General features: G+C 40.9%; 18 protein-coding genes. 8 read left to right on the top strand and 10 right to left on the bottom strand.

Features of this window, described 5'->3' with window-relative positions; all coding sequences use genetic code 11:
- Positions 1-35 precede the first annotated feature (35 nt).
- From MMU07_RS07475 to MMU07_RS07460, 4 genes are all read right to left on the bottom strand, one after another.
- Positions 36-3,557 (bottom strand): VCBS repeat-containing protein, encoded by a 3,522-nt coding sequence (locus MMU07_RS07475; protein ID WP_241125230.1) that lies wholly within the window; start codon positions 3,555-3,557, stop codon positions 36-38.
- A gap of 154 nt (positions 3,558-3,711) precedes the next feature.
- Positions 3,712-5,466 (bottom strand): RagB/SusD family nutrient uptake outer membrane protein, encoded by a 1,755-nt coding sequence (locus MMU07_RS07470; protein ID WP_241125229.1) that lies wholly within the window; start codon positions 5,464-5,466, stop codon positions 3,712-3,714.
- Between the two features lie 59 nt (positions 5,467-5,525).
- Positions 5,526-8,780: a SusC/RagA family TonB-linked outer membrane protein gene (locus MMU07_RS07465; protein WP_241125228.1), complete on the bottom strand. Its 3,255-nt coding sequence runs from the start codon at positions 8,778-8,780 to the stop codon at positions 5,526-5,528.
- Between the two features lie 478 nt (positions 8,781-9,258).
- Positions 9,259-11,046, bottom strand: coding sequence for a tetratricopeptide repeat protein (locus tag MMU07_RS07460; RefSeq protein WP_241125227.1), 1,788 nt, complete (start codon positions 11,044-11,046; stop codon positions 9,259-9,261).
- A 68-nt stretch (positions 11,047-11,114) separates the two neighbouring features.
- On the opposite strand from MMU07_RS07460, the gene MMU07_RS07455 reads away from it, so the two are divergent.
- Positions 11,115-11,333: a PspC family transcriptional regulator gene (locus MMU07_RS07455; RefSeq protein ID WP_241125226.1), complete on the top strand. Its 219-nt coding sequence runs from the start codon at positions 11,115-11,117 to the stop codon at positions 11,331-11,333.
- Here the strand turns inward: MMU07_RS07455 and MMU07_RS07450 are convergent.
- Positions 11,330-12,334, bottom strand: a complete 1,005-nt coding sequence (locus MMU07_RS07450; protein ID WP_241125225.1) for a glycosyltransferase family 2 protein — start codon at positions 12,332-12,334, stop codon at positions 11,330-11,332. The genes MMU07_RS07455 and MMU07_RS07450 overlap by 4 nt on opposite strands.
- Positions 12,334-12,666: a YbaB/EbfC family nucleoid-associated protein gene (locus MMU07_RS07445; protein WP_241125224.1), complete on the bottom strand. Its 333-nt coding sequence runs from the start codon at positions 12,664-12,666 to the stop codon at positions 12,334-12,336. The genes MMU07_RS07450 and MMU07_RS07445 overlap by 1 nt, the downstream gene beginning before the upstream one ends.
- A gap of 191 nt (positions 12,667-12,857) precedes the next feature.
- On the opposite strand from MMU07_RS07445, the gene MMU07_RS07440 reads away from it, so the two are divergent.
- Positions 12,858-13,139, top strand: a complete 282-nt coding sequence (locus MMU07_RS07440; RefSeq protein ID WP_241125223.1) for a hypothetical protein — start codon at positions 12,858-12,860, stop codon at positions 13,137-13,139.
- Between the two features lie 54 nt (positions 13,140-13,193).
- On the opposite strand, the gene hisS is transcribed toward MMU07_RS07440, so the two are convergent.
- Together hisS and MMU07_RS07430 are read right to left on the bottom strand one after the other, a co-directional pair.
- Positions 13,194-14,567, bottom strand: coding sequence for a histidine--tRNA ligase (gene hisS / locus MMU07_RS07435; RefSeq protein WP_241125222.1), 1,374 nt, complete (start codon positions 14,565-14,567; stop codon positions 13,194-13,196).
- Positions 14,568-15,050: 483 nt separating this feature from the next.
- Positions 15,051-15,551, bottom strand: coding sequence for a metallophosphoesterase family protein (locus tag MMU07_RS07430; RefSeq protein WP_241125221.1), 501 nt, complete (start codon positions 15,549-15,551; stop codon positions 15,051-15,053).
- Positions 15,552-15,767: 216 nt separating this feature from the next.
- On the opposite strand from MMU07_RS07430, the gene MMU07_RS07425 reads away from it, so the two are divergent.
- The gene (locus tag MMU07_RS07425; protein ID WP_241125220.1) at positions 15,768-16,193 is read left to right on the top strand and encodes a rhodanese-like domain-containing protein; all 426 of its coding nucleotides are present in this window, start codon (positions 15,768-15,770) and stop codon (positions 16,191-16,193) included.
- 116 nt (positions 16,194-16,309) lie between these two features.
- Positions 16,310-17,287: a pyruvate dehydrogenase complex E1 component subunit beta gene (locus tag MMU07_RS07420; protein ID WP_241125219.1), complete on the top strand. Its 978-nt coding sequence runs from the start codon at positions 16,310-16,312 to the stop codon at positions 17,285-17,287.
- A 426-nt stretch (positions 17,288-17,713) separates the two neighbouring features.
- Here the strand turns inward: MMU07_RS07420 and MMU07_RS07415 are convergent, their stop codons facing one another.
- Complete coding sequence (locus MMU07_RS07415; RefSeq protein ID WP_241125218.1) at positions 17,714-20,227, bottom strand: TonB-dependent receptor; 2,514 nt, start codon at positions 20,225-20,227, stop codon at positions 17,714-17,716.
- A gap of 267 nt (positions 20,228-20,494) precedes the next feature.
- On the opposite strand from MMU07_RS07415, the gene MMU07_RS07410 reads away from it, so the two are divergent.
- The 4 genes from MMU07_RS07410 (at position 20,495) to MMU07_RS07395 (ending at position 24,571) form a co-directional block, all read left to right on the top strand.
- A complete protein-coding gene (locus MMU07_RS07410) occupies positions 20,495-21,571 on the top strand; it encodes a sensor histidine kinase (protein ID WP_241125217.1) in 1,077 nt (358 codons plus the stop codon).
- Positions 21,568-22,308: a LytR/AlgR family response regulator transcription factor gene (locus MMU07_RS07405; protein ID WP_241125216.1), complete on the top strand. Its 741-nt coding sequence runs from the start codon at positions 21,568-21,570 to the stop codon at positions 22,306-22,308. Before MMU07_RS07410 ends, MMU07_RS07405 begins: the two co-directional genes overlap by 4 nt.
- Before the next feature lie 359 nt (positions 22,309-22,667).
- A complete protein-coding gene (locus tag MMU07_RS07400) occupies positions 22,668-23,144 on the top strand; it encodes a nucleoside deaminase (RefSeq protein WP_241125215.1) in 477 nt (158 codons plus the stop codon).
- Positions 23,145-23,308: 164 nt separating this feature from the next.
- The gene (locus MMU07_RS07395) at positions 23,309-24,571 is read left to right on the top strand and encodes an NAD(P)/FAD-dependent oxidoreductase (RefSeq protein WP_241125214.1); all 1,263 of its coding nucleotides are present in this window, start codon (positions 23,309-23,311) and stop codon (positions 24,569-24,571) included.
- 9 nt (positions 24,572-24,580) lie between these two features.
- On the opposite strand, the gene MMU07_RS07390 is transcribed toward MMU07_RS07395, so the two are convergent.
- Positions 24,581-24,742 (bottom strand): hypothetical protein, encoded by a 162-nt coding sequence (locus tag MMU07_RS07390; protein ID WP_241125213.1) that lies wholly within the window; start codon positions 24,740-24,742, stop codon positions 24,581-24,583.
- Positions 24,743-24,831: the final 89 nt, after the last annotated feature.

Genomic DNA, 24,831 nt, shown 5'->3' with positions numbered 1-24,831 from the left:
TCTGCCAAAACAGAGAATGTAATTATTAATTCCAATCAAAATTCAACCCCTACCACTCCCCCTTTATAATCTATCCCTTTCAAGCTTTTCAAATTGGATGGCAAGGAAATGGCGCCTCCTGAATTGGAAAGAAATCCTGATCTATTGTAAACCTCTATTTTTTGGGTTTTGCCATTGTCTAATTCCAAAACCAAGGTGTGGATTCCTGCCGGAACTTTGAAGACCTTGCCGGGATTGGCATTCACAGCAGCATGGACTTTCAAGGCGCTTCTGTTTTGGGTTGAGATGTAGATGTTTTTACCATCAGCCATAGTAAGTATTGCTATTGATTTGGCATCACCCGGTACTACAAATCCGCTTTCTAGGCTCCTGACAGGCTCAAATCCCCCTTTTCCGTCTCCCAACAAAACCAATCCAGTCATGGCATCATACCTGCCCGAAAACACCTCATTGCCATAGTCATTGCCTACCATAATGACATCAGGGTTTCCATCGCCATTGATGTCGTCCACCACCATGCCATTGACAGGTGCGATCTGGGCCAACAAGGGCAATTCGTGGATTCGGAACTTACCATTTCCGAGATTTTCGATATAGCTGCTCCTGTCGTAATTGCCTTGTAATATTGTAGCACCATCCAATTCTTCAGGCGTAAACAAATCTGCTTCCGTTACACGTGCATATTGCTTATACCTTTCAAATTTTCTGCGGAAAAGGGTGCTCTGCCCATACAAATCATCCCAATAGTGGGCCGGAACAGGGATATATTTATTCTCATTGTCTTTGAAATAAGTGATCGTGACAGGATCGATGCTTTTGTTGTTGTCAAAGTCTTTGGCATAGATTTTCACAGGGCGGTCCACGGTCGGGTGGTAATAATTGTTTGCTCCCATGTTACCGGCCACATAGTCCATATCCCCGTCTCCATCAAAATCCCCTGCTGCGAGGCTATTCCACCAACCTGAATGGTTTTCCAAGCCTGAATCTGTCATTTTCTCCAATTTGGAATCCCTATTTAAGAAAACGGTGATGGGCATGAGTTCGCCGGCTACCATCAGGTCCGGACGGCCATCTCCATCCACATCTGTCCAAAGGGCGTCTGTCACCATACCGATCCTGCGCAATCCGGGTGCGACGATGTCTGTGACATCTTCCAACTTACCTTGGTTGTTTTTCAAAATAAGGGATTGGTCAGGCAGTGGAAATTGGGCGATGGGAGTCCTTCCTCCAACAAAAAGGTCCATAAATCCATCCCCATCAAAATCTGCCGCACGGACCACAGTACCACTTGCTTTGAATGAGGGGAGGCTTTCTTTTTGTTCGGAAAAATTCCCTCTGCCATCATTGATGTATGTCCTGTCCTGATATTCTGCTGCATCGGGCATAAACTCCGAACTGCCGGAAACAAGGTATAGGTCTAGGTCTCCGTCATTATCAATGTCAAAAAGAAGCATCCCCATTTCCTCAAAGGATTTTTCAAGGTCAGTATCAAACATATCCTTAGAAAAAAAAGTACCGTCAGGCATTTGCAAGTTGACTACGGGAGAGTAACCCGAAGCACTACCAATGATAAAGTCTTCAAGTCCGTCACCATTCACATCTCCTACTGCCAAGCTCGGACCATATTGTGTGAGTTTGTGAGGGAGTGTTCTTTGGACATTGTAGTCGATCTTGTCAGTTTCCTGATGGACAAATTCTACCCCAAGCACAGAAGAAATTTCCGAAAGAAGAGGTGCTATTGTTTTGGAACCTAAAGGAAAATAAATGTTATTGGTATTTACTGAAGCTCCTGCATGGCTAAGTTCAATCACTTGATTGGCTAGAAGCCCCTCTGTCCTTTCGTAACGCCCGTCCGGCCACAGAATTTCTAAGGAATTGACCTTATTTATGGTGTCCAAACCAAAATGAATGATATCCTCCACAGCTGACAAATAGCCTCTGGAAAGCTGCTGTTCGTGGTATTGGAATTTCTCCTCTCCAAACCTAACAACAAGTTTTGCACCGACGCCAAAGGGATTAGAGGCAGGACCTTTCAATTTTACCCTGAGATAATTTGGTTTTTCCTCTTTTTCATTTAGGGTATTTTCAAAAACGAATGCCTGGTCATTGATGTTGTTGACCACATAATCAAGGTCTCCATCCAAATCCAAATCCACAAAAACAGCTCCATTCGAAAATGAAGACTTGTTGAGTCCCCAACTGACTCCTACATTTTCAAAAGTCCAGTCTCCTTTATTCTTGTAGGCATAATTCGGGATTTTGATTATAGGAATAGAATCCAATAATTGCCTAACTGAAGCAACACCACCTACATCTGCCCGGTAATTGGCAAAGTCCTTGTCTGTGATGTCTCTTGGAAAGCCATTAGTGATCAAAAGGTCCCTGTTGCCATCATTGTCCATGTCTACAAAAAGAGGCGACCAAGACCAATCTGTCTGATACATACCGGCCATAAACCCTATCTCACTAAAGGGGATATTTGGACCATTTCCTACATGGAGCATGTTGCGCACATGTTGGTATTCATAGCCCCACTGTTCGTTGCTGATGTAGGTCTGATAGGAATTTTTGGAGATGGTGGTTTTCTTTCTAAAATTGTTTTCCCCAAGCATATCCAAAGTAACAATATCAGGAAAGCCGTCATTGTTATAATCTGAGATGTCGGACCCCATTGAAAACATACTTTGGTGGCGGAGGTTTTCTTTAGATAGGTTAGAAAAAGTACCGTCTTGGTTATTGATGTACAGGATATCATTGGTGATGTAGTCATTGCTGATGTACAGGTCAGACCATCCATCCCCGTTAAGATCGGCAACGGCTAATCCAAGACCAAAACCTTCGATGGTAATGCCTGCCTCTATGGTCACATCTGTAAAGGACCCATCGCCATTGTTGCGGTAAAGCCTGTCATTGTTGATGGCCGAACCATCGGTGATTTTCTCTCTGTAATTGGAAGGAACGGACTTGCTTTGCTCATTATTGAGTACATAAAGGTCAAGAAGACCATCGTTATTGTAGTCAAAAAAGGTAGCCATCATACTGTTATCGGCCCCTGCTATGCCATATTGTGCAGCTGATTCAATAAAAGTAGGTATGCCATCTTCGTTCAATCCCTGATTAACAAAAAGCATATTTGCTCTTTTTTCTGGTTCTTTAAACATCGCAGCACAAACATAAATATCCAAAAACCCATCACCGTTGATGTCCACCACAGTCACGCCTGTACTCCATCTGTCTTTTGCTTCTATTCCGGCGGTAGCGCTTACATCTTTGAATTTGAATTTACCTTCATTCAAATAAAGTTTGTTAGCAACCTGATTACCTGTAAAAAACAAATCAGGCAAACCATCATTATTGAAATCCCCTGTAGCTACTCCTCCTCCGTTGAAAATATATTCATCTGTAAGGATATTGAAAGAGTCAGTTTCTACGATAAGGTTATTGAATTCTATGCCCGTCTCATTATGAGACCGAAGCTGAAAAAGGGAATTGTCTTTTTTAGAGCAGGAAGATAGAAGAAGTAACAAAAATAGGACTAGGTAATTGAGATATTTCATGTCTCTGATCGGGTTAAATAATGCTTTGGGTCAGGCTTTGAATTTACGGGTATTTATGTGATCCAAAAAAAGAAAAGTCAAAAATCAATGAACCACAAAAAAAAGAGATGACCTTTCGGTCATCTCTTTACTATGTCATGCTCAATAATTCCGATTAGAATCCAGGATTCTGAATCAAAATATCAGAGCCTACCAAGTCAATTTGGTTTTGAGGCAATGGCAACACTCGGTGTTTGATGTCATAAGCGGCACCACCACCCATTGCAGCTGGCAACAATGCACCTTCCAAAGCAAAATAAGCATCCAATTCAGCCTTGTCAGTTTTCCATCTCACCAAGTCATAGAATCTATGGCCTTCCATTCCCAATTCAAGCTTACGCTCAAATCTCACTGCAGCACGTGCTGTATTGGCATCAGTCCAAGCAGCATCATAGGTATTTACCACATAATTTGCAGCAGGAGTACCATTAGCTCTCAGGATAGGAGAATTCTTAGCCCTTGTTCTCACTTGATTTACAAGTGCCCTAGCAGCCTCAAGGTTACCCAATTCTACTTCCACTTCTGCAGACATCAACAATACATCAGCAAATCTAATGATCAGGAAGTTGATACCGGTGTACCCTGGAGTCCAAGAAGAGTTGTCCTGGAAAGAACCTTGTTCAGCTCTGCTGTACACGTATTTTTTAGGAGAATATGGTCCTCCGTTTGGTTGGTTTCTGATCCAGGCTTGACCTGGAAAATCTTGCCAATCCAAGTAAGGAATACCTCTTCTACCAGTAGTGTGGTCAACCCTAGGATCAAGTGGACCTGCATCAGGCGTAAAATCCTGTGCTGAAGTAAGGCCCATGTCACTTACCACCCTATTTGCAGGGGCATTGAATGAACCATCCAACAAAGGAAGACCATTGCTAGTTCTGAAAGAGTTTACGAATGAAAAGCTTGGCTGGAAGAATCCACAGCAGTTACCTGGTCCATTAGGTCCGGTATTGTAAGGGAAGTTCAAGTCAAACTCAGGGTTTGCATTGTTTACAGAACCTGTGTTAGCTGCTGACTGATATGCCCAAATAGACTCTTGGTGGTTGTCATTAGCACCTCTAAACATATTGTCATAAAAAGGAACCAGACCATATTTCAAACCATTGCTTGTCACACCATTTGCAATTACATCATCAAACAATGTTTTTGCAGCCTGATAGTCAGAAGCGGAACCAGTTTGATTAGCTTTGTAAAGGATGATCTTACCTAAGTAAGCCTTAGCAGCCCAAGAATTCACCCTTCCCACCTGTGGTTGAGTAGCAGGAAGATTATCCGCTGCAAATCTCATTTCAGCCTCAATGTAAGGAAGCATCTCTTGGTCGTTTTTGATTTCTTCTAGACCTTTTTTATAATCTGCTTCTTTTGGAATGATTGGAACTTTGTTAAAGTTTCTCCAAAGCTGGAAGTAGAAATGTGCTTTCAGGAATCTTGCCTGTGCTTCAATACCTGTGGCAACCGCATCAGACACATCAGGGCCTTTTACATCCAACAGACGTAACACTTGGTTTGCCCTTGCAATTCCTTCAAAATTACCATTCCAGTTTTCCTCAAGGATAGCTACGGTAGGATCCGTCTCAAATCTTTGAATAGGATTAATGGTCGCAAAATCACCGGGGTCAGTGCCTTTGTTAGCATCACCACCTCTGATACTTCCCCAAACCCAATTAGACGGAGAAGCCAATCTTTGGAATCTTCCATTAACTTGAGAGTATACTGAAATCAAAACCGCATCTATACCTGCAAGGGTACTTAGCTGGCTTTCACCTAATTGCCCGACTGGAGGAACTTCCAGAAAGGAATCGTCACAACTTGTAGCAAACAGCATCATACCTGCTGTCATCATTGCCGCGAATTGGTATTTTACATTTTTCATAATTAAACTTGATTTATGAATTTTTTTAACAACAACAATTTGTTTCACAGATTGTTTGATTAGAAACTAAGATTCAAACCCATGGTATATCCTCTTGTCACAGGATAGTTACCTACATCTATACCAAAGGCAGTATCAACGTTACCACCCACCATTGGATCCAATCCATCATAACCTGTTATAGTAAACAAGTTGTTAGCAGAACCGAATACCCTCAACCTTTCAATCTTCCATCTCTGTAGTATCTCGTTTGGAAGGGTATAACCTAAAGTAAGGTTTTGCAATCTCAAATAAGACCCATCTGCCACATAGTAAGAATTGGCTACGTTAGAAGTACTGAAGTTTGCAGTTTTTTCTACAACAGGGATGGTAGCACCTAGGTTATTTGGAGTCCAAGCATCAAGAAGTCTGTTTGAAATAGCAGCGCCTTCAAATGTCTGGAAGAAATCAGTAAACCATCTCCACTGTGCCCAGACTTTATTGCCTGCTGTTCCGTAGAAATAGGCTGCCAAGTCAAAGTTCTTGTAACCGATGGTAAAATTCAAACCTCCGGAGAATTTAGGCACTGGACTTCCCAAGAAAGTTCTGTCATCAGGAGTAATCGCACCGTCACCGTTGATATCCGCGAATTTAAATCTTCCCGGAGCAGCACCCGGCTGAGTGGCATGGTTGTTTACATCTTCCTGACTGCTGAACAAACCTTCAACTTGGTATCCAAAGAATGAAGAAAGTGGCTGCCCAACGGCATTACGGATAGGCTCAATACCCCTGAAACTTGGGTTACCCGAAGTAATGAAATCCAATCCAGGTGCTAGAAACACGATCTCGTTTTTCAACAAACCACCATTGACTTGAACTTCATATCTCCAATCTTTGTTGAAATTACCTCTAGTTGCCACCATGATATCCACACCTCTATTCATCATTTCACCAATGTTAACTGATGGTGCTTGGGCATTAAAACCTGCAGTAGAAGGAACAGGGACTGTAAATAATAGATCTCGGGTATCTTTTTGCCAGAAGTCAACAATTACATCCAATTTTCCACCAAAAGCAGTACCGTCAAAACCGATGTTTTTGGTTACTGAAGTTTCCCACTTACCATCAGGGTTGCCCAATCTTTGTCTTCTAAATCCAATGATCGCAGAACTGTTAGTACCTGCAATATCATAAGAAGAAGCTCCTACGTTACCTCCAAACAAACTGAATTGGTTGTCAGGAGCCACGTTGTTTGAGTTACCCATTTGACCCCAACCACCTCGGATTTTCAAATCATCCAACCAAGTGGCAGATGCCATAAAGCTTTCAGCAGAGATCCTCCAAGCAGCAGAGAATGCCGGGAAAACACCAAATCTGTTGTTCTCACCAAATCTTGAAGAACCATCCCTTCTTACTACCGCATCAACAATATATTTATCATTGAAGGTATACCTTGCTGTAGCGAAAAGTGAATAGAAATTTACACCCTTAAACTGACTTGAGTTGACTTGTCTTGTTGGTACAGGCAAGTTGGAAATATTCACAAAGTTTGGATCTTCGGAGAATGGGTTTTGACCCAAGCCTGAAAGGTTTCTTCCTGCACCGGTATTCAAGGCTTCTTGACCTACCAATGCTCTCACTGAATGTTGGTTCCATTTTTTGGTATAAGTCAAGGTATTGGTAAATGTCCAACGCATAACATAGCCAGAAAACTCATTGTATCCGAAAGCAGAGTTGTTTTCAGAGTTTTCGTATTGTAATCTACTGAATCCAACACCGTAGAAATTATCATATTGACCACCGATGGAAGTTCTGAAGGTCAAATCCTGGATGGGATCAACTTCAAGATAAACGTTACCGAAGGCATTGGCATTGAAGTTTCTGTTATTTTGAAGCCCTTCTCTGTTTGCCACAGGGTTTCTTGGGTTGTTGAATCCTCTTGCTGCAGTACCTGCATAGCCCCCAAATTCGTCTCTCACAGGGATAATTGACGGCATCCTGAATGCCTGTAGGATATCATTTTCGTCTCCTGATACACCCTGACCACCATTGCCACCTGTCTGTCCTAGAACAGAACGATAGGTTGCCTGGAAGTTTTGACCGATTCTTACCTTTGATCCTAGGTCATGTTCAGAGTTTGCCCTCAAGGAAATCCTCCTGAAATCGTTGCCTGTCAGGATACCTGCCTGATCTTGAATACCCAAACCTAAGAAGAATCTGCTGGTACCGTTACCGCCATAGAAACCTAAGGAATGTCTTGTTATTGGAGCTCTTCTTGTGACAGCCTCATACCAATCAGTTCCTTCACCTGTTGCTGCTCTCACCAATTGGTGAACTCGGCCTTTTCTAGGATCTGTATTGTATAATGCTCTCTGCTCATCAATTTGAGCCTGGCTAAATGGACCTGCAACGCCTGCAGCACCACCTACATTGATATAGTAAGGCAAAACTGGGGAAGATCCGGAACCGAACTGAGGGTGTCCATAATTTGGAGACCTGCCATCAATTCTTGCTTGATTTGTCTCAGCTAACCAAGTTAAATTGGCGAAATCCTGAGGATTTGCCATACTCAAACCCGCTCCCGGATCAGTAAATCCATACATACCATTGTAGTCAAATCTCAATTTCTGAGCTTTTTTGCTACCTCCTTTGGTAGTGTAGATAATGACACCGTTAGCTGCTCTAGCACCATAGATAGAGGCTGCTGCTGCATCTTTCAATACAGTAGTGGATTCGATATCGTCAGGGTTTAGGAAGTCAGTGTTTTCTACAGGCACACCATCCACTACATAAAGTGGTTGGTTACCTCCAAATGCACCAAAACCACGCACCCTAACTTGGGAGGTTGTACCAGGCTGTCCGTTAGTTACAACAGTTACACCGGCAATCCTACCTTGAAGAACCTGCTCCACGTTACCTGTTGGTATGATGGTCAAGTCTCTTGGGTTTACTGTAGATATCGCACCGGTAGTTTCTCTTCGGCTATCAATGGTATAACCTGTGATGACCAATTCTGACAGTTGTCTTTCATCCGGTGCCATAGACAAGTCGATAACAGAACGGTTTCCCACCAATTGCTCGACAGCCTTATAGCCAATAAAAGAGAAAACAAGCACACTTTCGTTGCTTGGTACATTGAGGGAGAATTTTCCGTCAATATCAGTGGCTGTACCGGTGGTGGTTCCTTTTACCAACACGGTTACGCCCGGCAATCCGTCACCGAACTCATCCAAGATGGTTCCTGTGACCGTTTTTTGAGCCAACGCCGTAGCGCTGGAAAGAACTAAGAGTAGTAGGAATACACTTAGGCTTTTGTAGAGTTTTTCCATAAACATAGATTGATTGGGTAATAATTATTAATTGATAAGATTTTAAAGTTTTTCATCAATTCAACCGATAGTGCAATCGTTTGCAAGTATCTTTAAAATAATTGCAACAGTTTTAAGGGATATAAGTCTGAATTCCCGAACTATTGCTGATTATACCTTGACAGTGAACCTGTCTCTACACCGTCTTGAATAAGTGATCCAAAACGCCAATTTAAGGGGTGCTAAAACGATTTATTTTACTCTTCAAAAAAAAAGAATGGAATCATAGGCATTGAGATTTTGGGTTAATGTTAATAGATGTTAATTTCTACGGATGCCAATATAATAGAAAATATATTAGTCCGCAACCATTTAATTAATTGTTGTTTTCTACTGCAAACGCACAACTCAGGAACTAATATAAAATGATAAAACACAAATTCAAAAGTTTTTATGCAAAAATGAAATTTGTTTGTAAGGCAAAGAATATTTGCTTTTTTGCATACTATTTAAACAGGTTTATAAAATCCTGCCCCTCTCTGTAATTTTGGAAATTAATATCATTGAGTGCCCTTTGTTTTAGGTACTCGCTTCGCTCTACAGCTTTACCAAGATTCTCCATGACGGCATCTCTATCTCTGTTTATTGCCGCCACCAAAGCCAAGCCATAAAATCCGTATCCTGTCTCCCTGTCAGCCTGAACAGCGGCTTCAAAGTTTTCCATGGCTTTCAAATAATCCTCGGATAGAAAGTAGGCAATTCCTCTATTGAAAAAATTACTTTCATTTTCGACAGTTCTGTTGAACCTGATCGTAGCTAGTCTGTAATCGCCATTGATGATATCCAAAGCTCCACGTAGTCCTTCATTATAATTCAGAAAATCGTTGGTTTCTTCCTTTTCCATGCCTGAGGCTTCCGAAATGGCAATGTAGGATTCAAAATAATCACCTCTCAATAAATAAGCCCTGCCGATGTTGTGCAATGGTATTGAACCTGGTTTGATTTTATTTGCCTGTTTCAAATTTGCAAGGGCATCGGAAATGAGAATGTTTTTTCTTCTTACATCCAACTCACGCTGAGCCATATTTAAATAGACAACACCAAGGTTGTTGTAGGAAAGTTGTGTTGGAAAAAGCTCGATAAGCTTTTTGTAAATCGCTTCCTTCTCATCGAGTTTAAGGGCATTTTGAGCGGCATAGGTAAGGTGATCTTCTCCAAATCCTTCCAATGGGGAACTGCTGTTTAGCAAGGCAAAAACACTAGCTGAAATTTCAGTATCATTAAACCTTGTGTTTTCAAGTTCAAAAGAAACTTTTGCTGACCTCAACTTTGGAAATAAATCCCTGGAAATGTTCCTATACGCCTGCAGTTTCTGCAGTGAGGCCAATTGGGATGCAAAGCTACTGCCATTCAGAAGTACATTATAAACCTCTGCTTTTTGTTCTTGGGTGATGCCCTCATAATCCGTCAATAACTGCCTGAGGTCAAACCAATCCCCAGACCTGTACATCGACTCTACCCGAACGTTTGACAAGGACCTGCTCATTTTTAGCTTTTCGGCTACAAAATCACTTCTCTTTTTTGCCAATCCCATGACATTGTCTTTAGATTCAGGGGAAGACAATCCCGTCACCACGACTTTATTGATTTTCATTCCCGGCTCTCCTTTTATGAGGTAATCAGAAAAAGCCACAGGAAACACGGGACTTGGCTTTTGCGCATTTCCAAGGTCAAAAGGAATGTAAAATTCCCTTGTTTCGGTTCGGTTCATATCCTCAAAATCCCTGAGAATATACATGCCGATATCCGGAATGGGCTGATCTGGAAGTACTTGCCCGTACCTTGTAAGAAGTGGTGTGGTTTCGAGCCCATCAGCAAGGACTTTATTTGGAGCCTGAAAAGTTCCTTTTTCTCTTTCCACCATTCCTTTGAGAACCAACTGCCCTTTTTCCATGCCGGGCAAAAAAGGAAATACAATGGTTTCATCCACTTTGGCATCAATAAGATTTTTGGTGTAAGCCCCGTCAAAGGGAATGATTTCTCCCAATCTCAAAGAACCTTCGCCATATATATATTCGGGGTAAAGGTAAATTTTTGAATCCTTGTTTAAATAGACTAGCGGAACAGCACCTTGAATCGTGATCCTTACCGAATCCCTGTGTAATTGTAATATTTCGGGTTTAGCAATGATTCCCTGCATGAGGTTGTCATAAAGGCCGGTTTTGGGGCTACACGCACCATAAATATGAAGGACTAAAAAAAATACTGTTGATTTTATCAGTTTATTAAACATTTGGCATTCAATTAGATTAATGAATTTAAATTAGTACTTTTATCAAGCTAACCAAAACCAACTAGATAATGAATGAAATTAAGCTTTTTTTTCAAGATAGGGCTTTTGGCGTATGCTATAAGCTCGGTGAACGTCTCCATTTCCCGATTGACAGTATCCGATTATTCTTTATCTACAGCTCCTTCATTACTCTAGGATCTCCTATCATCCTTTATGTAAGTCTTGCAATGATGATGAAAATCAGGAAATATTTTCGCAAGATGAACAATCCTGTGCTTTTTGACTAGAGGTCTCGATATGTCTTCTTTCTCCTTATATAGTAGTCCCACAATATCGATTTCCTAAAATTCTTACCCAGTGAAGAATTATTTGGATCTTGGATTGATGGAACCGCTGAGGTAGATTTCATTTTGTGGAATTCAACATGCGCATTCAAGACGGCTTTGCCATCCTGAATATTTCCCTTGGCTACAAATACGCAAGCGGCAAGTAAATCCAAAATTACCCTTATCAAATAGACAAAAGTAAAGTATCGATATGTCAAGTTTTGGTGAAGCATCAGCAGGTTGTTTCTGAAGTTCAGAAAAGTCTTCCAAGGATTGGACCTGTCAAGGGTTCCTCCTCCGACATGCCAAACTTTAGAAATACCCAAGTAATGGATGGTATAGCCCATTTTTTTGATCTTCCAGCAAATATCGATTTCTTCCATGTGGGCAAAAAACCTTTCATCAAATCCTCCTGCAAGAAAAAAAGCTTCGGACTTTATTGCCATACAGGCACCTGATGCCCAATCCACCTCTATGGTATCGTCGTATTGGTTCTCATCCTTTTCAATAGCATCAAAAATCCTCCCCCTACAATAAGGATAGCCTAGGCTATCCAAAAAACCACCTCCTGCACCGGCATAGTCAAAATAGCCTTTGTTGGGAACTGAAAGAATTTTCGGCTGCACAGCTGCGGACTCTTTATTTTCTTCTAAAAACCGGATCAGTTTTACATCCCAATCCTGTTCTACCTGTACATCAGAATTGAGCAAGATATAATAGTCAAAATATCCCCTTAGCAGGTTCAATGCCCTATTGTAGCCACCGGTAAAGCCAAAATTTGATCCTAATTGGATCAACCGGATATGTGGAAAATCGCTGGTAAGGAGCAATATAGAATCATCCGTACTACCATTGTCGGCCACAATAACCTGAAAAGTAGAGAATCGGACCACTGAGGGGAGAAAATTTCGCAACATCTCCACTCCGTTGTAATTCAATATGACTATTGCGGCATTTTGCATCAAAACATACTACCAAGATCCATTCCGGGAATATTTGGCATCATGCCATCTGTAGCGGATTTAAGCTCTTCTTTGATCTTGATTTCTATTGCCTCAAGTGCCTTATTGGTCGCAGCCACTATAAGGTCACTGAGCATTTCTTTATCCGAAAGGTTTACCAAAGAATCATCCATATCGATGGACATGACCTTGCGGTTTCCATTTACGGTGACTTTAACCAATCCTGCACCGGATTCGCCTTCTGCTGTAAGGTGGACCAATTTGGCCTGGGCTTCTTTGATTTTGGCCTGGGCTTCCTTCACCTTATTCATGATACTCATAAAATCAAACATAGAATTTGTTTTTTTTAGGTTGCAAATATAAAAGAAATCATGCCATTTGGGTACATGTAAGCTCTGTGCAGGATACACAAAATTTAATTCTTTTAATCATAACGATTAACAAATTAAATGAATAGCTTGAAACATTTCGTAAGAATTAATCGATTGATAGTCTGTATATTCACACTATTACTGTTATTCCTATGAAAACAATTGAGAAAATAGAAAAGGAAAAAATCAACGAACTCCGATTTTCGGGTAAAGAGGTTCTCGAAGATGACATAGCGAGAAGGCGGAGGACTTTTGATCTCATGCGGGCACAGGCTATAGGAAACCTTCTCCGAAGCAAATCGACCATTATTTTTGAAGATGCTTTGGGAAATACGTATCAGGTCAGCACGACGGTCTGGGCGGTCGGAGACCGGTTTATCTCTTTAAAATGTAATATACATATCCCTATCAATGCCATCTTGGAAGTGAATTAGGGATTTGGGTTATTTGGTTATTGGTTATTGGTTATTGGGTTATTGGTTATTGGGTTAACTGTTGATGAGGATTTCGATGGCTCTATCCACACTTACAGTTTCTTGGGTACCGGAATTTAGGTTTTTGAGACTGATGTTTCTCTGTTGGATTTCGTTATCACCTAAAATGATGACAAATGGAATCTGCTTTTTGTCCGCATAGGTCAATTGCTTTTTGATTTTCCCGATTTCGGGAAATAATTCCGAAGAAATCCCTTCAGCTCTCAACTTCTGAAGAATCTGAAGTCCGTAAGTGAATCCTTTTTCATCAAAATGTGTGATCAGTACTTTTGTTTTGTCCAGATTGCTTTCCGGAAAAATTCCAAGCTCATCCATCACATCATATAGCCTGTCCACACCAAAAGAGAATCCCACACCCGATACACCATCCAACCCAAATACCCCTGTGAGGTTGTCATACCTTCCTCCCCCACTTACTGATCCAATTGTCACGTTGTTGACTTTGACTTCAAAAATCGCACCTGTGTAATATGTCAAGCCTCTCGCCAACACAACGTCAAAATCTACATGTTCTTCGGAATCTCCATATTGATGAAGCAAATCCAAAACTTCTTCTAGTTCGGCGATTCCCTTTAATCCGGTTTCGGATTCCTTTAGAAAGGTCTTTAAGAAATTGAGTTTGTCTGCATTCTTTTGTCTAAGACTGACAATCGGCTCCAATTTGGAAATAGAATCCAGCGCAAAATTTCTCTGGGCCAACTCTTCCTGTACTTTTTCCCAACCGATTTTATCCAATTTGTCGATGGCGACGCACAATTCGCCCTCTCTTCCTTTTTCACCTATCACCTCAGAAATTCCGGTCAGGATTTTTCTATTGTTGACTTTGATATCATAATCCGTGATACCAAGTTTGGAAAAAACCCGCTTGATCATGAGCAGTATTTCAAGCTCGCATACCAAACTGTCGGTTCCCACTACATCAGCATCACATTGGTAAAACTCCCTATACCTACCCCGCTGAGGCCGGTCGGCTCTCCAAACAGGCTGTATCTGAAAACGCTTAAAAGGAAAGGAAATGTCATTCCTGTTCATCACCACATACCGTGCAAATGGAACCGTCAAATCATAGCGCAGGCCTTTTTCAGCTACTTTGGGCAATACTTGGGGACTTCCGGACAGGAGGTCTTCCGGATTGACATCTTTGATAAAATCACCGCTGTTGAGTATTTTAAAAAGCAATTGATCCCCTTCATCTCCGTATTTGCCTGTCAGGGTACTCAGGTTTTCCATGGCAGGAGTTTCGATCTGCTGGAATCCAAAAAGCCTGAAGGTATCTTTGATCGTATCTAAAATAAAATTTCTCCTTGCCATTTGGAGCGGACCGAAATCTCGGGTTCCTTTTGGCAAACTTGGTTTTTGGATGGACATTTTTGTTTTTAATTTTGGCCAAAGTTAAGCAAAATCAAATTTTTATCTTAATTTTGCGCTTCATTTGCGTTAACATAAAGAATAAGACAATGGGAGTTACTGCATTAAAAAGAAAATTGAAAAGAAAGAGACTAAAACAAAATACAAGAGTCATTAAGATCAAACAGTTGAGTGCCAAGCCGGTAATCAAGAATGTAGATATCGAAGAGTTGAAAAAGAACTTCGCTTAAAACTGTTTTATTTTTCTTTCCAAAGAAATAAAAAAGGCAACGCTAGACACGTTGTCTTTTTTTGTTTGGGTAATGGTTATCTGGTTAATGGTTATTTGTTTAGAGTGCTAATTCGTTAATTGTTTAAAGGGTTATTGGTTATTGGTTATTTGACCACTGTCCGATGCTTTGACTGATCAATAAAACCTGTATCTTACTACTGAAAACCCATTTCTGAACACTTTTTATTGCAAACTGATCACTGCCAGCTCTCCTATCTCCCCCTTTTCCCTAATTCCACCACCCTGAGGTTTTGGATCTTGCCGCTTTCAATCTCAAAAAGCAACAATGTCCTGATGGCATGAAAGCCGGATTGACCTATAGCGCCGGAATTCATATAAAGGCAATTTAGGTTTTTATCAAATTCTACTTTGCAGATATGGGAGTGCCCACATACAAATAACCTAACACCGTGTTGCCTGATAAGATTTTTTACCCCTTTGGCATATTGGGGAGGTTTTCCCCCGATATGAATCATTCCTACTTTGAGGTCCTCGACTTCAAACCATAATTCTTCCGGAAAAAAATTTCTTGCATCAAGTCCGTCAATATTACCGGTGATGATCCTCAATACTTTATCGGAAGGTAGTTGATCCAAAATAGACAAATCGCCTATATCACCGGCATGCCATATTTCATCCACATCCACCAAATAGCCGATCACATTAGCATCGATATATCCATGCGAGTCAGAAATAAGGCCGATTTTCTTCATTTTGGATTATTTAAATTTTTTAATCAGTAAATTCGTTGCTAAAGAAATAAAGAAAAATGATTATCCGCTACATTGCCACAAGCTCATTTCACAAAGATTAATAACGCGGACCTTTATGCTTGTCCATATTTATTGTAATCGCTCTGAGATACTTTATGTTAAATAGCAAGTATGCATAAAACTAAAAAAACTTAAAAAATCTAATTCCAATACATCATGAACAGTAAAACCACTTGGGGAAAATCAGTATGCACACTGATGGTCCTGACCCTTTTCTTTGCATTTCCCAAAATATCCACAGCACAGGAAGGAGCACCAAAGCTGAGCCCTGCAGAATTTGACATCCAAGCCTACAAAGGAAAAAAAGCGGTAATCTTAGATATCCGTACCCCTGAAGAGATTGCTGAAGGACACATCGAAGGGGCAACTTTCATCAATTGGACAGGAGGTAACTTTGAGGAAGAAGTAAGTAAACTCAACAGGAAAAAAACCTATTATGTCTACTGCAGGTCAGCCAAAAGAACCATTCCTGCAACAGAAAAAATGATGGGACTCGGCTTCAAAAAAATATACATGCTCGAAGGCGGACTGAATAATTGGGTAGAATCAGGCAAGCCTGTAACCAAACCGGAAAAAAAATAAACCTAGGCACATTCCCTTTCCAAAAAACCATTCCTAAAATATAGGCCTTCAAACCAAAGCTTGTTTTGGAATTGAGGGATTACTTCCTATTTTTGCGGGCGAAAATACTGTTTAAAATGAGAGTTATTCAATTTAGAGAAGCATTAAGAGAAGCCATGTCCGAAGAAATGAGACGCGATAAAAACGTCTTTCTAATGGGCGAAGAAGTGGCAGAATACAACGGTGCCTACAAGGTATCTCAAGGAATGTTAGATGAATTTGGACCTGAGAGGGTCTATGATACGCCGATTGCAGAACTTGGTTTTGCCGGATTGGGAGTGGGTGCAGCCATGAATGGTCTAAAGCCTATCATAGAATTCATGACATTCAACTTTTCATTGGTCGCTATAGATCAGATTGTCAACTCTGCAGCCAAGATGCTTTCTATGTCGGGAGGGGCCTACAGTGTTCCTATCGTATTCAGAGGACCGACAGGAAATGCAGGTCAGCTTGGTGCAACCCACTCTTCAAATTTTGAGAATTGGTTTGCAAATACCCCAGGACTAAAAGTTATCGTTCCTTCCAATCCTTATGATGCAAAGGGCTTGATGAAAGCTGCCATCAGAGATCCAGACCCTGTGATTTTTATGGAGTCCGAATTGATGTACAGTGACAAAGGTGAAGTTCCTGAAGGAGAATATTTATTACCTATCGGTGTAGCTGATGTCAAAAGAAAAGGAAAAGATGTCACCCTTATTTCATTTGGGAAAATGATGAAGGTTGTATTTGAAGCTGCTGATGAATTGGCAAAAGAAGGTATTGAAGCAGAAATCATCGATTTGAGAACTGTCAGACCAATAGATTATGCTACTTGTCTGGAATCTGTAAAGAAAACCAACAGGTGCGTAGTCGTAGAAGAAGCCAATCCTATTGCAGGACTTTCTTCAGAACTCGCTTACCATATCCAAAGAAATGCTTTTGACTACCTTGACGCTCCTGTAATCCGGGTCAATTCCATGGATATTCCATTGAGTTACTCCCCTACCTACATCGAAGCTACATTGCCAAATGTAAAAAGAACAATTGAGGCAGTGAAAAAAGTAATGTATAAGTAGGAAGTTAGGAAGTTGGGAAGTTGGGACGTGGGAAAGTAGGAGGTAAGAGGTAAGCAGTTTGAGAAATAGAAATAAAGGTATAAAAACCACTTGGTAGGACCGGGTGGTTTTTTTGTGCCTTTACCATTTTAAAATCTTTAGTAAAAGTCAATAAAAAGGTTTTTGGCCATTCTATCTAATATGATCTTCCGCTATGTCAGTAATGACCTAATCATATTTTGATTTATGCCTCGACTTGGTTAGTCAGGCTCACCAACCGTCGTCCGGTACCCGATGGTTTTGTTTTTAGAGCGCGAAGTCGAGGTCATTTTTTAAATAGTAATGGTGGTAAAAAAGCGGATCAACATAATATCAAAAAAACAAAAAAACCGCTAGGCAAAACCTAGCGGTTAATTAATAACTATTACCCAATCATTTAACTATGTATTAATTGCGCGATCCGCCTGCGGCAGCACCGCTGTTACCGTCTCCACCTTCTTTAAGATCGTCGTTGGTCACTCCTCTTTTCTTTTTTCTGGAAGGTCCATCCACTGACAGTTTCCCTATTCTATAGTTGAAGTTAATCTTGAAGTTCATGTTTTGTAATCCCACTGTACTCTGTTGAATGATCGTTGGCGTGATTAGTTCATTGTTGATTCTGAATACTTTGGTAAAGAAGTTTTCAGCACCAAAACCGATTGAACCTCTTTTCTCATTGAATGACTTGTTGAAGTTCAAACCATATACTCCGAATCCACCTGAAGATCCCTGCAATTCAACCCTTCTTCCTCTTTGGAAAGTGAAAGCCTGTACCTGCCAGTCTTTTGGTAAGGTATAGTTCGCAAATATTCTTCCGCTGAATACAAAACCGTCATTGGATGCTGCATACAAGGGATCGCTCAAGCCATTGTCCAATTGTGCGAAATATCCTTCCACGCTTCCGTTGACAGAAAACTTACCTGAGAGGTTGACATTGGCAAATACCGACAAACCATAAGCTTTTTCCTGTCCGATATTTTCAAAAGTAGTGAAGATGATATCATCCTCTCTCACAGTCCTAACAGGCTGAATTGAGCCTGATGTATTCCTGAAATAGGAAGTGAAATTTAAGTTTGAACCTTTGAAGAAGGTGCTGTAGGACATTTCATAATTGTCTGTCAACTCAGGCTCCAACAAAGGGTTACCTTGAGATACCTGCTGCGGGTTAGCAGCATTGATGTTTGGATTCAGGAAGTTCAAGGACGGTCTCTGCACCCTTCTGTTGTAGGCTGCTTTGATCATGTTTCCTTTTTCCAATTTCCTGCTCAGGTTCAAACTTGGAACCCATACCCCAAAAGAAGGGATTTCACCGTCAAGTTCTGAGTTGGCAAAATCCGCATTGATACTGGTATATTCATACCTCATGCCTCCTTTCAAAGCGTAATTCTTTAGAAAATTTGTGGTATATGAGGCATAGGCTGCAGATACATTCTGGTCATAGCTGAATTCGTTGGAGAAGGTCACGTCGTCCACTTCTACAAATTCACCATCTGCCCCTTCGGCAGTGAAGTATGCGAAGTCACTGACTGCTTTTCTGAGGATATTTTTTGCACCGTATTCCAAAATCTGATTTTCTGCCAAAGGCGTGACATAATCTAATTGTATCGTAAATTCCCTGTTCCTACCAGAGTTAAGGTTTTTCACCCTGCTTGCTATATCTTCAAAATTGAGATCATACTGGCTGTTGATGAAATCATTGGTCAGGTTATTCTGGCTGAACAATCCTGAGATACTGAATTCCTTACCTTTTTTCTCGTAAGACTTGGTGTAGTTGAAGTTCATGTCAATGTTGTTTGAAAGGTTGTCAGTATTGACATCTCTCAACAGTGAACTTTGCAACACATCTTCCAGAAAAGTATTTGTCAACAAACCATCCTGTCTGTTTCTCATGTTTCGGACTCCATAACTTACTGAAGCGGTCAGGAAGTTGAACTTGTTGATTTCATAATCCCAACCCAAGTTGTATCTGCCAAATAGCATATTGCTTCTAGTGTCGGCATATTGGGAGATGTTTCTTGTCGTTCCATCTGCATTGGTGATGTATTGTTGATTTTCAAAAAAACCAAGGATATTGTATCCTGATCTACCAAATCCTCCCAATGTCCAGGACATTTTCTTTTGTTTCAAACTTGCATTTAATCCAAGGTTAGAACCCCTGAATCCCACACTGCTGTTGATATTCAAAGATGCTCCCTGAATGTTGTTTTTCTTGGTGATGATGTTGATGACTCCTCCGGTACCTTCCGCATCATATTTGGCAGAAGGGGAGGTGATTACCTCTACAGATTTGATTTCTTCGGCAGGAATCTGCTTCAATGCTTCAGCAACGTTGGTCGCTACTATAGCAGATTGCTTCCCGTTTAACAAAACCAAAATGCTTGAACTTCCTCTCATAGAAACGTTGCCGTCTAAATCTACAGAAAGCATCGGAACCCTTCTCAACACATCTGCGGCATCGCCACCGACCAGCGTTTTGTCATTTTCTGCATTATATATAGTCCTGTCCACTTTTTCCTCGATTAAGTCCCGCTGGCCCAAGACAGTCACTTCTTGAAGGGCTACTGCTTCCTGTTCTAATGAAAGAGACCCAAGATCGAAAGTCGATTTTTCATCCGTCACTGCCAGAGGTCCGGATGTGATGGATTGAAAACCCATAAAAGTTACCTGGACAAGGTAATTTCCGTTTTTGAAACCCGAGATAATGAATACCCCGTCAAAATCGGCAACTGCGCCGGCTAAATTCTGACCGGTTTCGGCATCTACCAATGACACAGCCGCATATGCTACTGGCTGGTTATTGGATTTGTCAAGAACCTTTCCTGATATTTTATATTCAGGCTTTGATCCTTGAGCATGCCCCTGCGAGACATTCATTCCTGTTGTAAGGAGAAGAACAAATAATAGTTGGATTGCGGTTTTCATCACTTTAAAATTTTGTGGATGTCTTGTGGACAGATTACCCAACAAAGGAATATCTGATTCAAATCAAAAAAAAATCAAATAGATAGGGAGTGGAATTGCATCGACCAAAGGATGGGAAAGCCTGATAAACCCAAAAATTTTCTCTTTTTGAGGTCTTAACCCCCAAATCTCCCATTTGGGCGATTAAATAGGCTGATTGGTAGATTGTTGTGGTTTAACCATAAAACTTTTCCTTAGTTTACATCACATTTACAAAATATCTGTATCATGCCTGAGATCACTATCAAAAAAAGTCTGCCTCTACTCATCCATATTTTGGGCTGGAGTCTGTTTGGATCAGTCATCTTTGTGCTTTCACCGCTCACCTCTGAAGTAGAGCGTCCAAATGAATTTTGGATTAAGCAAGCATTGCAATTTATTTCACTTGTGTTGACTTTTTATTTTAATTTTTTCTATTTAATTCCCAATGTGCTATTCAAAAACAAAACTTACTTGTTTCTTTTCCTCAATCTGCTCGGAGGAATATTTTATGTGGTAATTTTCGTTTTTTATGACCAATACACCAATATGCCGGAATTGATGCACAAAGCATTTAGGCCTGGTGTGCCTTACAAACCTAAATCCAACTTGTTCAATTATTATGATTTCTTTTCCTTTTTGATCTTCAGTATGTCTGTGGGAATCAGTACCAGTATCGGTGCGGTCCAAAAATGGCAGTCAGATGAAAAAATCAGACTTGAACTCCAACAGCAGCAGATCAATTCTGAACTTTCCTACCTCAAAGCACAGATCAACCCACACTTCTTTTTCAATACGCTCAATAATATCTACGCCCTCACCAATATCGATGTGGAAAAGGCCAAAACGGCCTTGTTGAAACTGAGCAGGATGATGCGGTATGTACTCTATGAAACCGAAAAAAACCAAACCCTTCTGACCAAGGAAAATGAGTTTATCAAAGACTTTATCGAGTTGATGAAACTGAGACTGACAAACAAAGTAAAATTAGACCTTCAGATTCCTGAAAAAATCGAAGAAGCCGAAATCGCACCCATGCTTCTTCTGCCATTCATCGAAAACTGCTTCAAGCACGGCATCAGCTCACAAAAAGAAAGCGTTATTCTTATTTCACTTTCAAGAGAGAAAAACTACCTTGTCTTACGCACAGAAAATACCATTTTCAAATCAACAGAAAATACGCCGGAAGGAAGTGCAAGCGGAATCGGGATGACCAATACCATCAGAAGGCTTGACCTACTTTATCCGGGCAAATACAAACTGGACATTGACCAAAGTAACGCTGAAAACCAATTCAAGATCACTTTGAAAATTGACCTCTCATGACAATCAAATGTATTGCGGTAGATGATGAACCATTGGCTTTGGATTTGGTCGCCAAATTCATAGAACAAACTTCATTTCTCAGCCTGCAATCCAAATTTGACAATGCGATCCAAGCTTTGGGTTATGTCAATCAAAATGAGGTAGACCTGATTTTTTTAGATATCCAGATGCCTGACCTTTCAGGAATGGAATTGGCCAGGATTCTAGACGGAAAGACAACTTCCAAAAAACCAAAAATCATTTTTACTACCGCCTACAACCAATTTGCGGTAGAGGGATATAAAGTAGATGCTTTGGATTATCTTCTCAAACCCTTCAGTTATGAAGATTTTTTGAAAGCAGCCACCAAAGCTTACCAGTTTTTTGAGAACCAGAAAAAAAACATAGTCGTCAAGGTTGAATCCGAAAAACAGGTCGATTACATTTTTCTCAAAGTAGAATACCAGCTCGTGAAGATCATACTCAGAGACATTACCTACATCGAGGCCTACAAAGATTATGTAAAAGTACATTTGAAAGACAAACCTAACCCCCTACTCTCCCTCACTAGCATGAAAAGTATGGAGGAGCTTTTACCATCAGACAACTTCATGCGCGTCCACCGTTCGTTTATCATCAACCTTGACCATATTGACTCTGTATCCCGAAATGTCATCCATATTGGAAATGCCCAGATTGTCGTCAGCGAAAATTACAAAGATTCCTTTATGGAGTTTTTGGGTAAGTGGATTGGGTGAGGGGGTTGTTATTGGGTTGATGGTTATTGGGTTAATGGTTATTTGGTTGTAATTGTTGTAGTGGTTGTAATTGTTGTCGGGTTGTCAGGTTGTCAGGTTATCATTGTTATCGAGTTGTCAAGTTTGGGTTGTGAAGATGTCGGAGGATTGGAGTAGTGGTGAATAGTTATTTGGTTGATGGTTAATGGGTTATTTGGTTAATTGATACAAAGTCGGAAACGAAATCTTGATCTTCTTATGTCTGGTCTTGATACTTGGTACTTAGTACTTGATACTTGGTAATTAATACTTTGTACTCAGATCTTGCCTCTCGTTTCTCGTTTCTCGCTTCTTGATACTTGATACTTAAAAAAATCCCCATGAAAGAAATCCACGAAAAATTCATGAAAATGGCCATTGACTTGTCCCGTTCAGGAATGGTGCAGGGAAAAGGAGGTCCTTTTGGCTGTGTAATCGTAAAAGACGGGAAGGTAGTCGGTCAAGGATGTAACTCTGTCCTCGACACCAATGACCCTACTGCCCATGCGGAGGTAGTCGCCATCAGGGATGCCTGCAAAAACCTGGGAAGTTTTCAATTGGAAGGCTGTTACCTCTATACTTCCTGTGAACCTTGCCCTATGTGTCTTGGAGCCATTTATTGGGCGAGACCAGAGAGGGTATTTTTTGCCAATACCAAGAAGGATGCTGCCGCAATAGGCTTCGATGACCAGTTTATTTATGAGGAATTGGAGTTACCTCTGAAAAAAAGGAAAATCCCATTTTCCCAACTTTCTAAGAAAGAAGCCAATCAGGTATTCAAAGAATGGGTTTTGCTGGACAACAAAACACTGTACTAAAGACCATAATGAAATTGCGCTATTGATCTTTTATGATAGCGTGAGATTGAAGATGGTATTTTTTGTTGCAAAATTTTTTTTCAAACATTCGATAAATGTGATTTTAATCACTGTTTCCATTTTTTTTGGATACTACTTTTATTGTACACAAAACCAAAATATCCATGAGCCACTATCAGATATTGATCATTGGGGGAGGAACCGCAGGAATCACAGTTGCTGCACAGCTCAGAAACAAAGATAAAAGCCTTCAGGTAGCGATTCTCGAACCTTCCGAAAAACATTATTACCAGCCTGCATGGACCTTGGTAGGAGCTGGAACATACAAGTTTGAAGATACAGAAAGGTCAGAAGCAAAGTATATTCCCAAAGGAGTCACTTGGGTCAAAGACAAAGCTACAGAGTTGATACCGGAAAAAAACATGGTGAAAACAGGTAAATCCGGAGACCTTACCTATGATTTTTTGGTTTTGGCGCCGGGTCTGATCATGGCTCCCGAACTTCTCCCTGGGCTATCCGAAGTGATGGACAAAGGTGTCGTATGTAGCAATTACACCAATCCAAAACATACTTGGGAAGTTTTACAGAATTTTAAAGGCGGCAATGCCGTATTTACCCAGCCCACTACTCCCATTAAATGCGGAGGTGCTCCACAAAAAATCATGTACATGGCTGAGGAATATTTCAGGAGATCCGGTGTACGGGACAAAACCAATGTGGTCTTTGCTACTCCAGGGACAGTAATCTTTGGAGTACCGGATTTTGCCAAAACACTCACCAAAATCATCGCCGACAGGGATATTATTCTCAAAACATTCTATGCTCCTGTCAAAATAGACGGAGCAAAACAAGAAATAACATTCAAGTATATCAAAGATGACTTTGATGAATATTCCAAAAAACTCGATGCCAGAATTATGGAAAAAATAAGTGGAGAAACCGAAATCACCATTCATTATGACATGCTTCACATTGCTCCGCCACAGCAGGCTCCGGATTTTGTGAGGAACTCCCCCATCTCCATGAAAGAAGGCCCGGGCAAAGGTTGGGTGGATGTGGACATCAACACACTTCAGCACCTGAGATTTCCCAATGTCTTTTCCTTAGGCGATGTAGCCGCCTTGCCGACTGCCAAAACCGGTGCTGCCGTGAGAAAGCAAGCTCCTGTGGTGGTGGGCAATTTGATCCATCTGATGAAAACCAAGAAGGTCGGCGAAATGAAATATGAGGGTTATTCCTCTTGCCCTTTGGTAACGGGCTACAGCAAAATGGTATTGGCAGAATTCAAATATGACAACGTCAGAGACAGTGACCCGCTCATCTCCACTTTTGTAGATACCAGCAAAGAGCAATACAGCATGTGGCTGCTCAAAAAATATGTACTCCCAAGAATGTATTGGGACATGATGCTCAGAGGAAGGGCCTGATAGCGTATTTTAGGGTGTTTCTCCATCTCCGCAAGTTTTGGATACCATCGGAGTAACTATTAGGGTCGTCACTCCGAATGTAGTGAAGAATCTCATTTCAGGGAGATTCTTCACCTCCGCAAGCTCCTGTTCAGAATGACGGGCCTCCACTGTCATCCCAATTCTGTTCAATTTTTTCTCATGATGAATACTTAGAATGATGGAGAAACAACCGTCATTCACATAAAATCCACTTCTTATTTTTCAAAAGTTACCTAACT

It is taken from the genome of Cognataquiflexum nitidum (assembly GCF_022538055.1).
Taxonomy (GTDB): Bacteria; Bacteroidota; Bacteroidia; order Cytophagales; family Cyclobacteriaceae; genus Cognataquiflexum; species Cognataquiflexum nitidum.
Note: the sequence above shows the minus strand (reverse complement) of the source record. Positions and strands in the feature narration are given on the sequence as shown.

Bases quoted from the DNA above. Each gene is read 5' to 3' on its own strand.
- MMU07_RS07430 (WP_241125221.1), bottom strand. From the start codon at position 15,551: ATGAAGAAAATCGGCCTTATTTCTGACTCGCATGGATATATCGATGCT.
- MMU07_RS07450 (WP_241125225.1), bottom strand. From the start codon at position 12,334: ATGCAAAATGCCGCAATAGTCATATTGAATTACAACGGAGTGGAGATG.
- MMU07_RS07475 (WP_241125230.1), bottom strand. From the start codon at position 3,557: ATGAAATATCTCAATTACCTAGTCCTATTTTTGTTACTTCTTCTATCT.
- MMU07_RS07440 (WP_241125223.1), top strand. From the start codon at position 12,858: ATGAAAACAATTGAGAAAATAGAAAAGGAAAAAATCAACGAACTCCGA.
- MMU07_RS07420 (WP_241125219.1), top strand. From the start codon at position 16,310: ATGAGAGTTATTCAATTTAGAGAAGCATTAAGAGAAGCCATGTCCGAA.
- MMU07_RS07415 (WP_241125218.1), bottom strand. From the start codon at position 20,227: ATGAAAACCGCAATCCAACTATTATTTGTTCTTCTCCTTACAACAGGA.
- MMU07_RS07460 (WP_241125227.1), bottom strand. From the start codon at position 11,046: ATGTTTAATAAACTGATAAAATCAACAGTATTTTTTTTAGTCCTTCAT.
- MMU07_RS07405 (WP_241125216.1), top strand. From the start codon at position 21,568: ATGACAATCAAATGTATTGCGGTAGATGATGAACCATTGGCTTTGGAT.
- MMU07_RS07395 (WP_241125214.1), top strand. From the start codon at position 23,309: ATGAGCCACTATCAGATATTGATCATTGGGGGAGGAACCGCAGGAATC.
- MMU07_RS07465 (WP_241125228.1), bottom strand. From the start codon at position 8,780: ATGTTTATGGAAAAACTCTACAAAAGCCTAAGTGTATTCCTACTACTC.
- MMU07_RS07445 (WP_241125224.1), bottom strand. From the start codon at position 12,666: ATGTTTGATTTTATGAGTATCATGAATAAGGTGAAGGAAGCCCAGGCC.
- hisS (WP_241125222.1), bottom strand. From the start codon at position 14,567: ATGTCCATCCAAAAACCAAGTTTGCCAAAAGGAACCCGAGATTTCGGT.
- MMU07_RS07400 (WP_241125215.1), top strand. From the start codon at position 22,668: ATGAAAGAAATCCACGAAAAATTCATGAAAATGGCCATTGACTTGTCC.
- MMU07_RS07470 (WP_241125229.1), bottom strand. From the start codon at position 5,466: ATGAAAAATGTAAAATACCAATTCGCGGCAATGATGACAGCAGGTATG.
- MMU07_RS07425 (WP_241125220.1), top strand. From the start codon at position 15,768: ATGAACAGTAAAACCACTTGGGGAAAATCAGTATGCACACTGATGGTC.
- MMU07_RS07410 (WP_241125217.1), top strand. From the start codon at position 20,495: ATGCCTGAGATCACTATCAAAAAAAGTCTGCCTCTACTCATCCATATT.
- MMU07_RS07455 (WP_241125226.1), top strand. From the start codon at position 11,115: ATGAATGAAATTAAGCTTTTTTTTCAAGATAGGGCTTTTGGCGTATGC.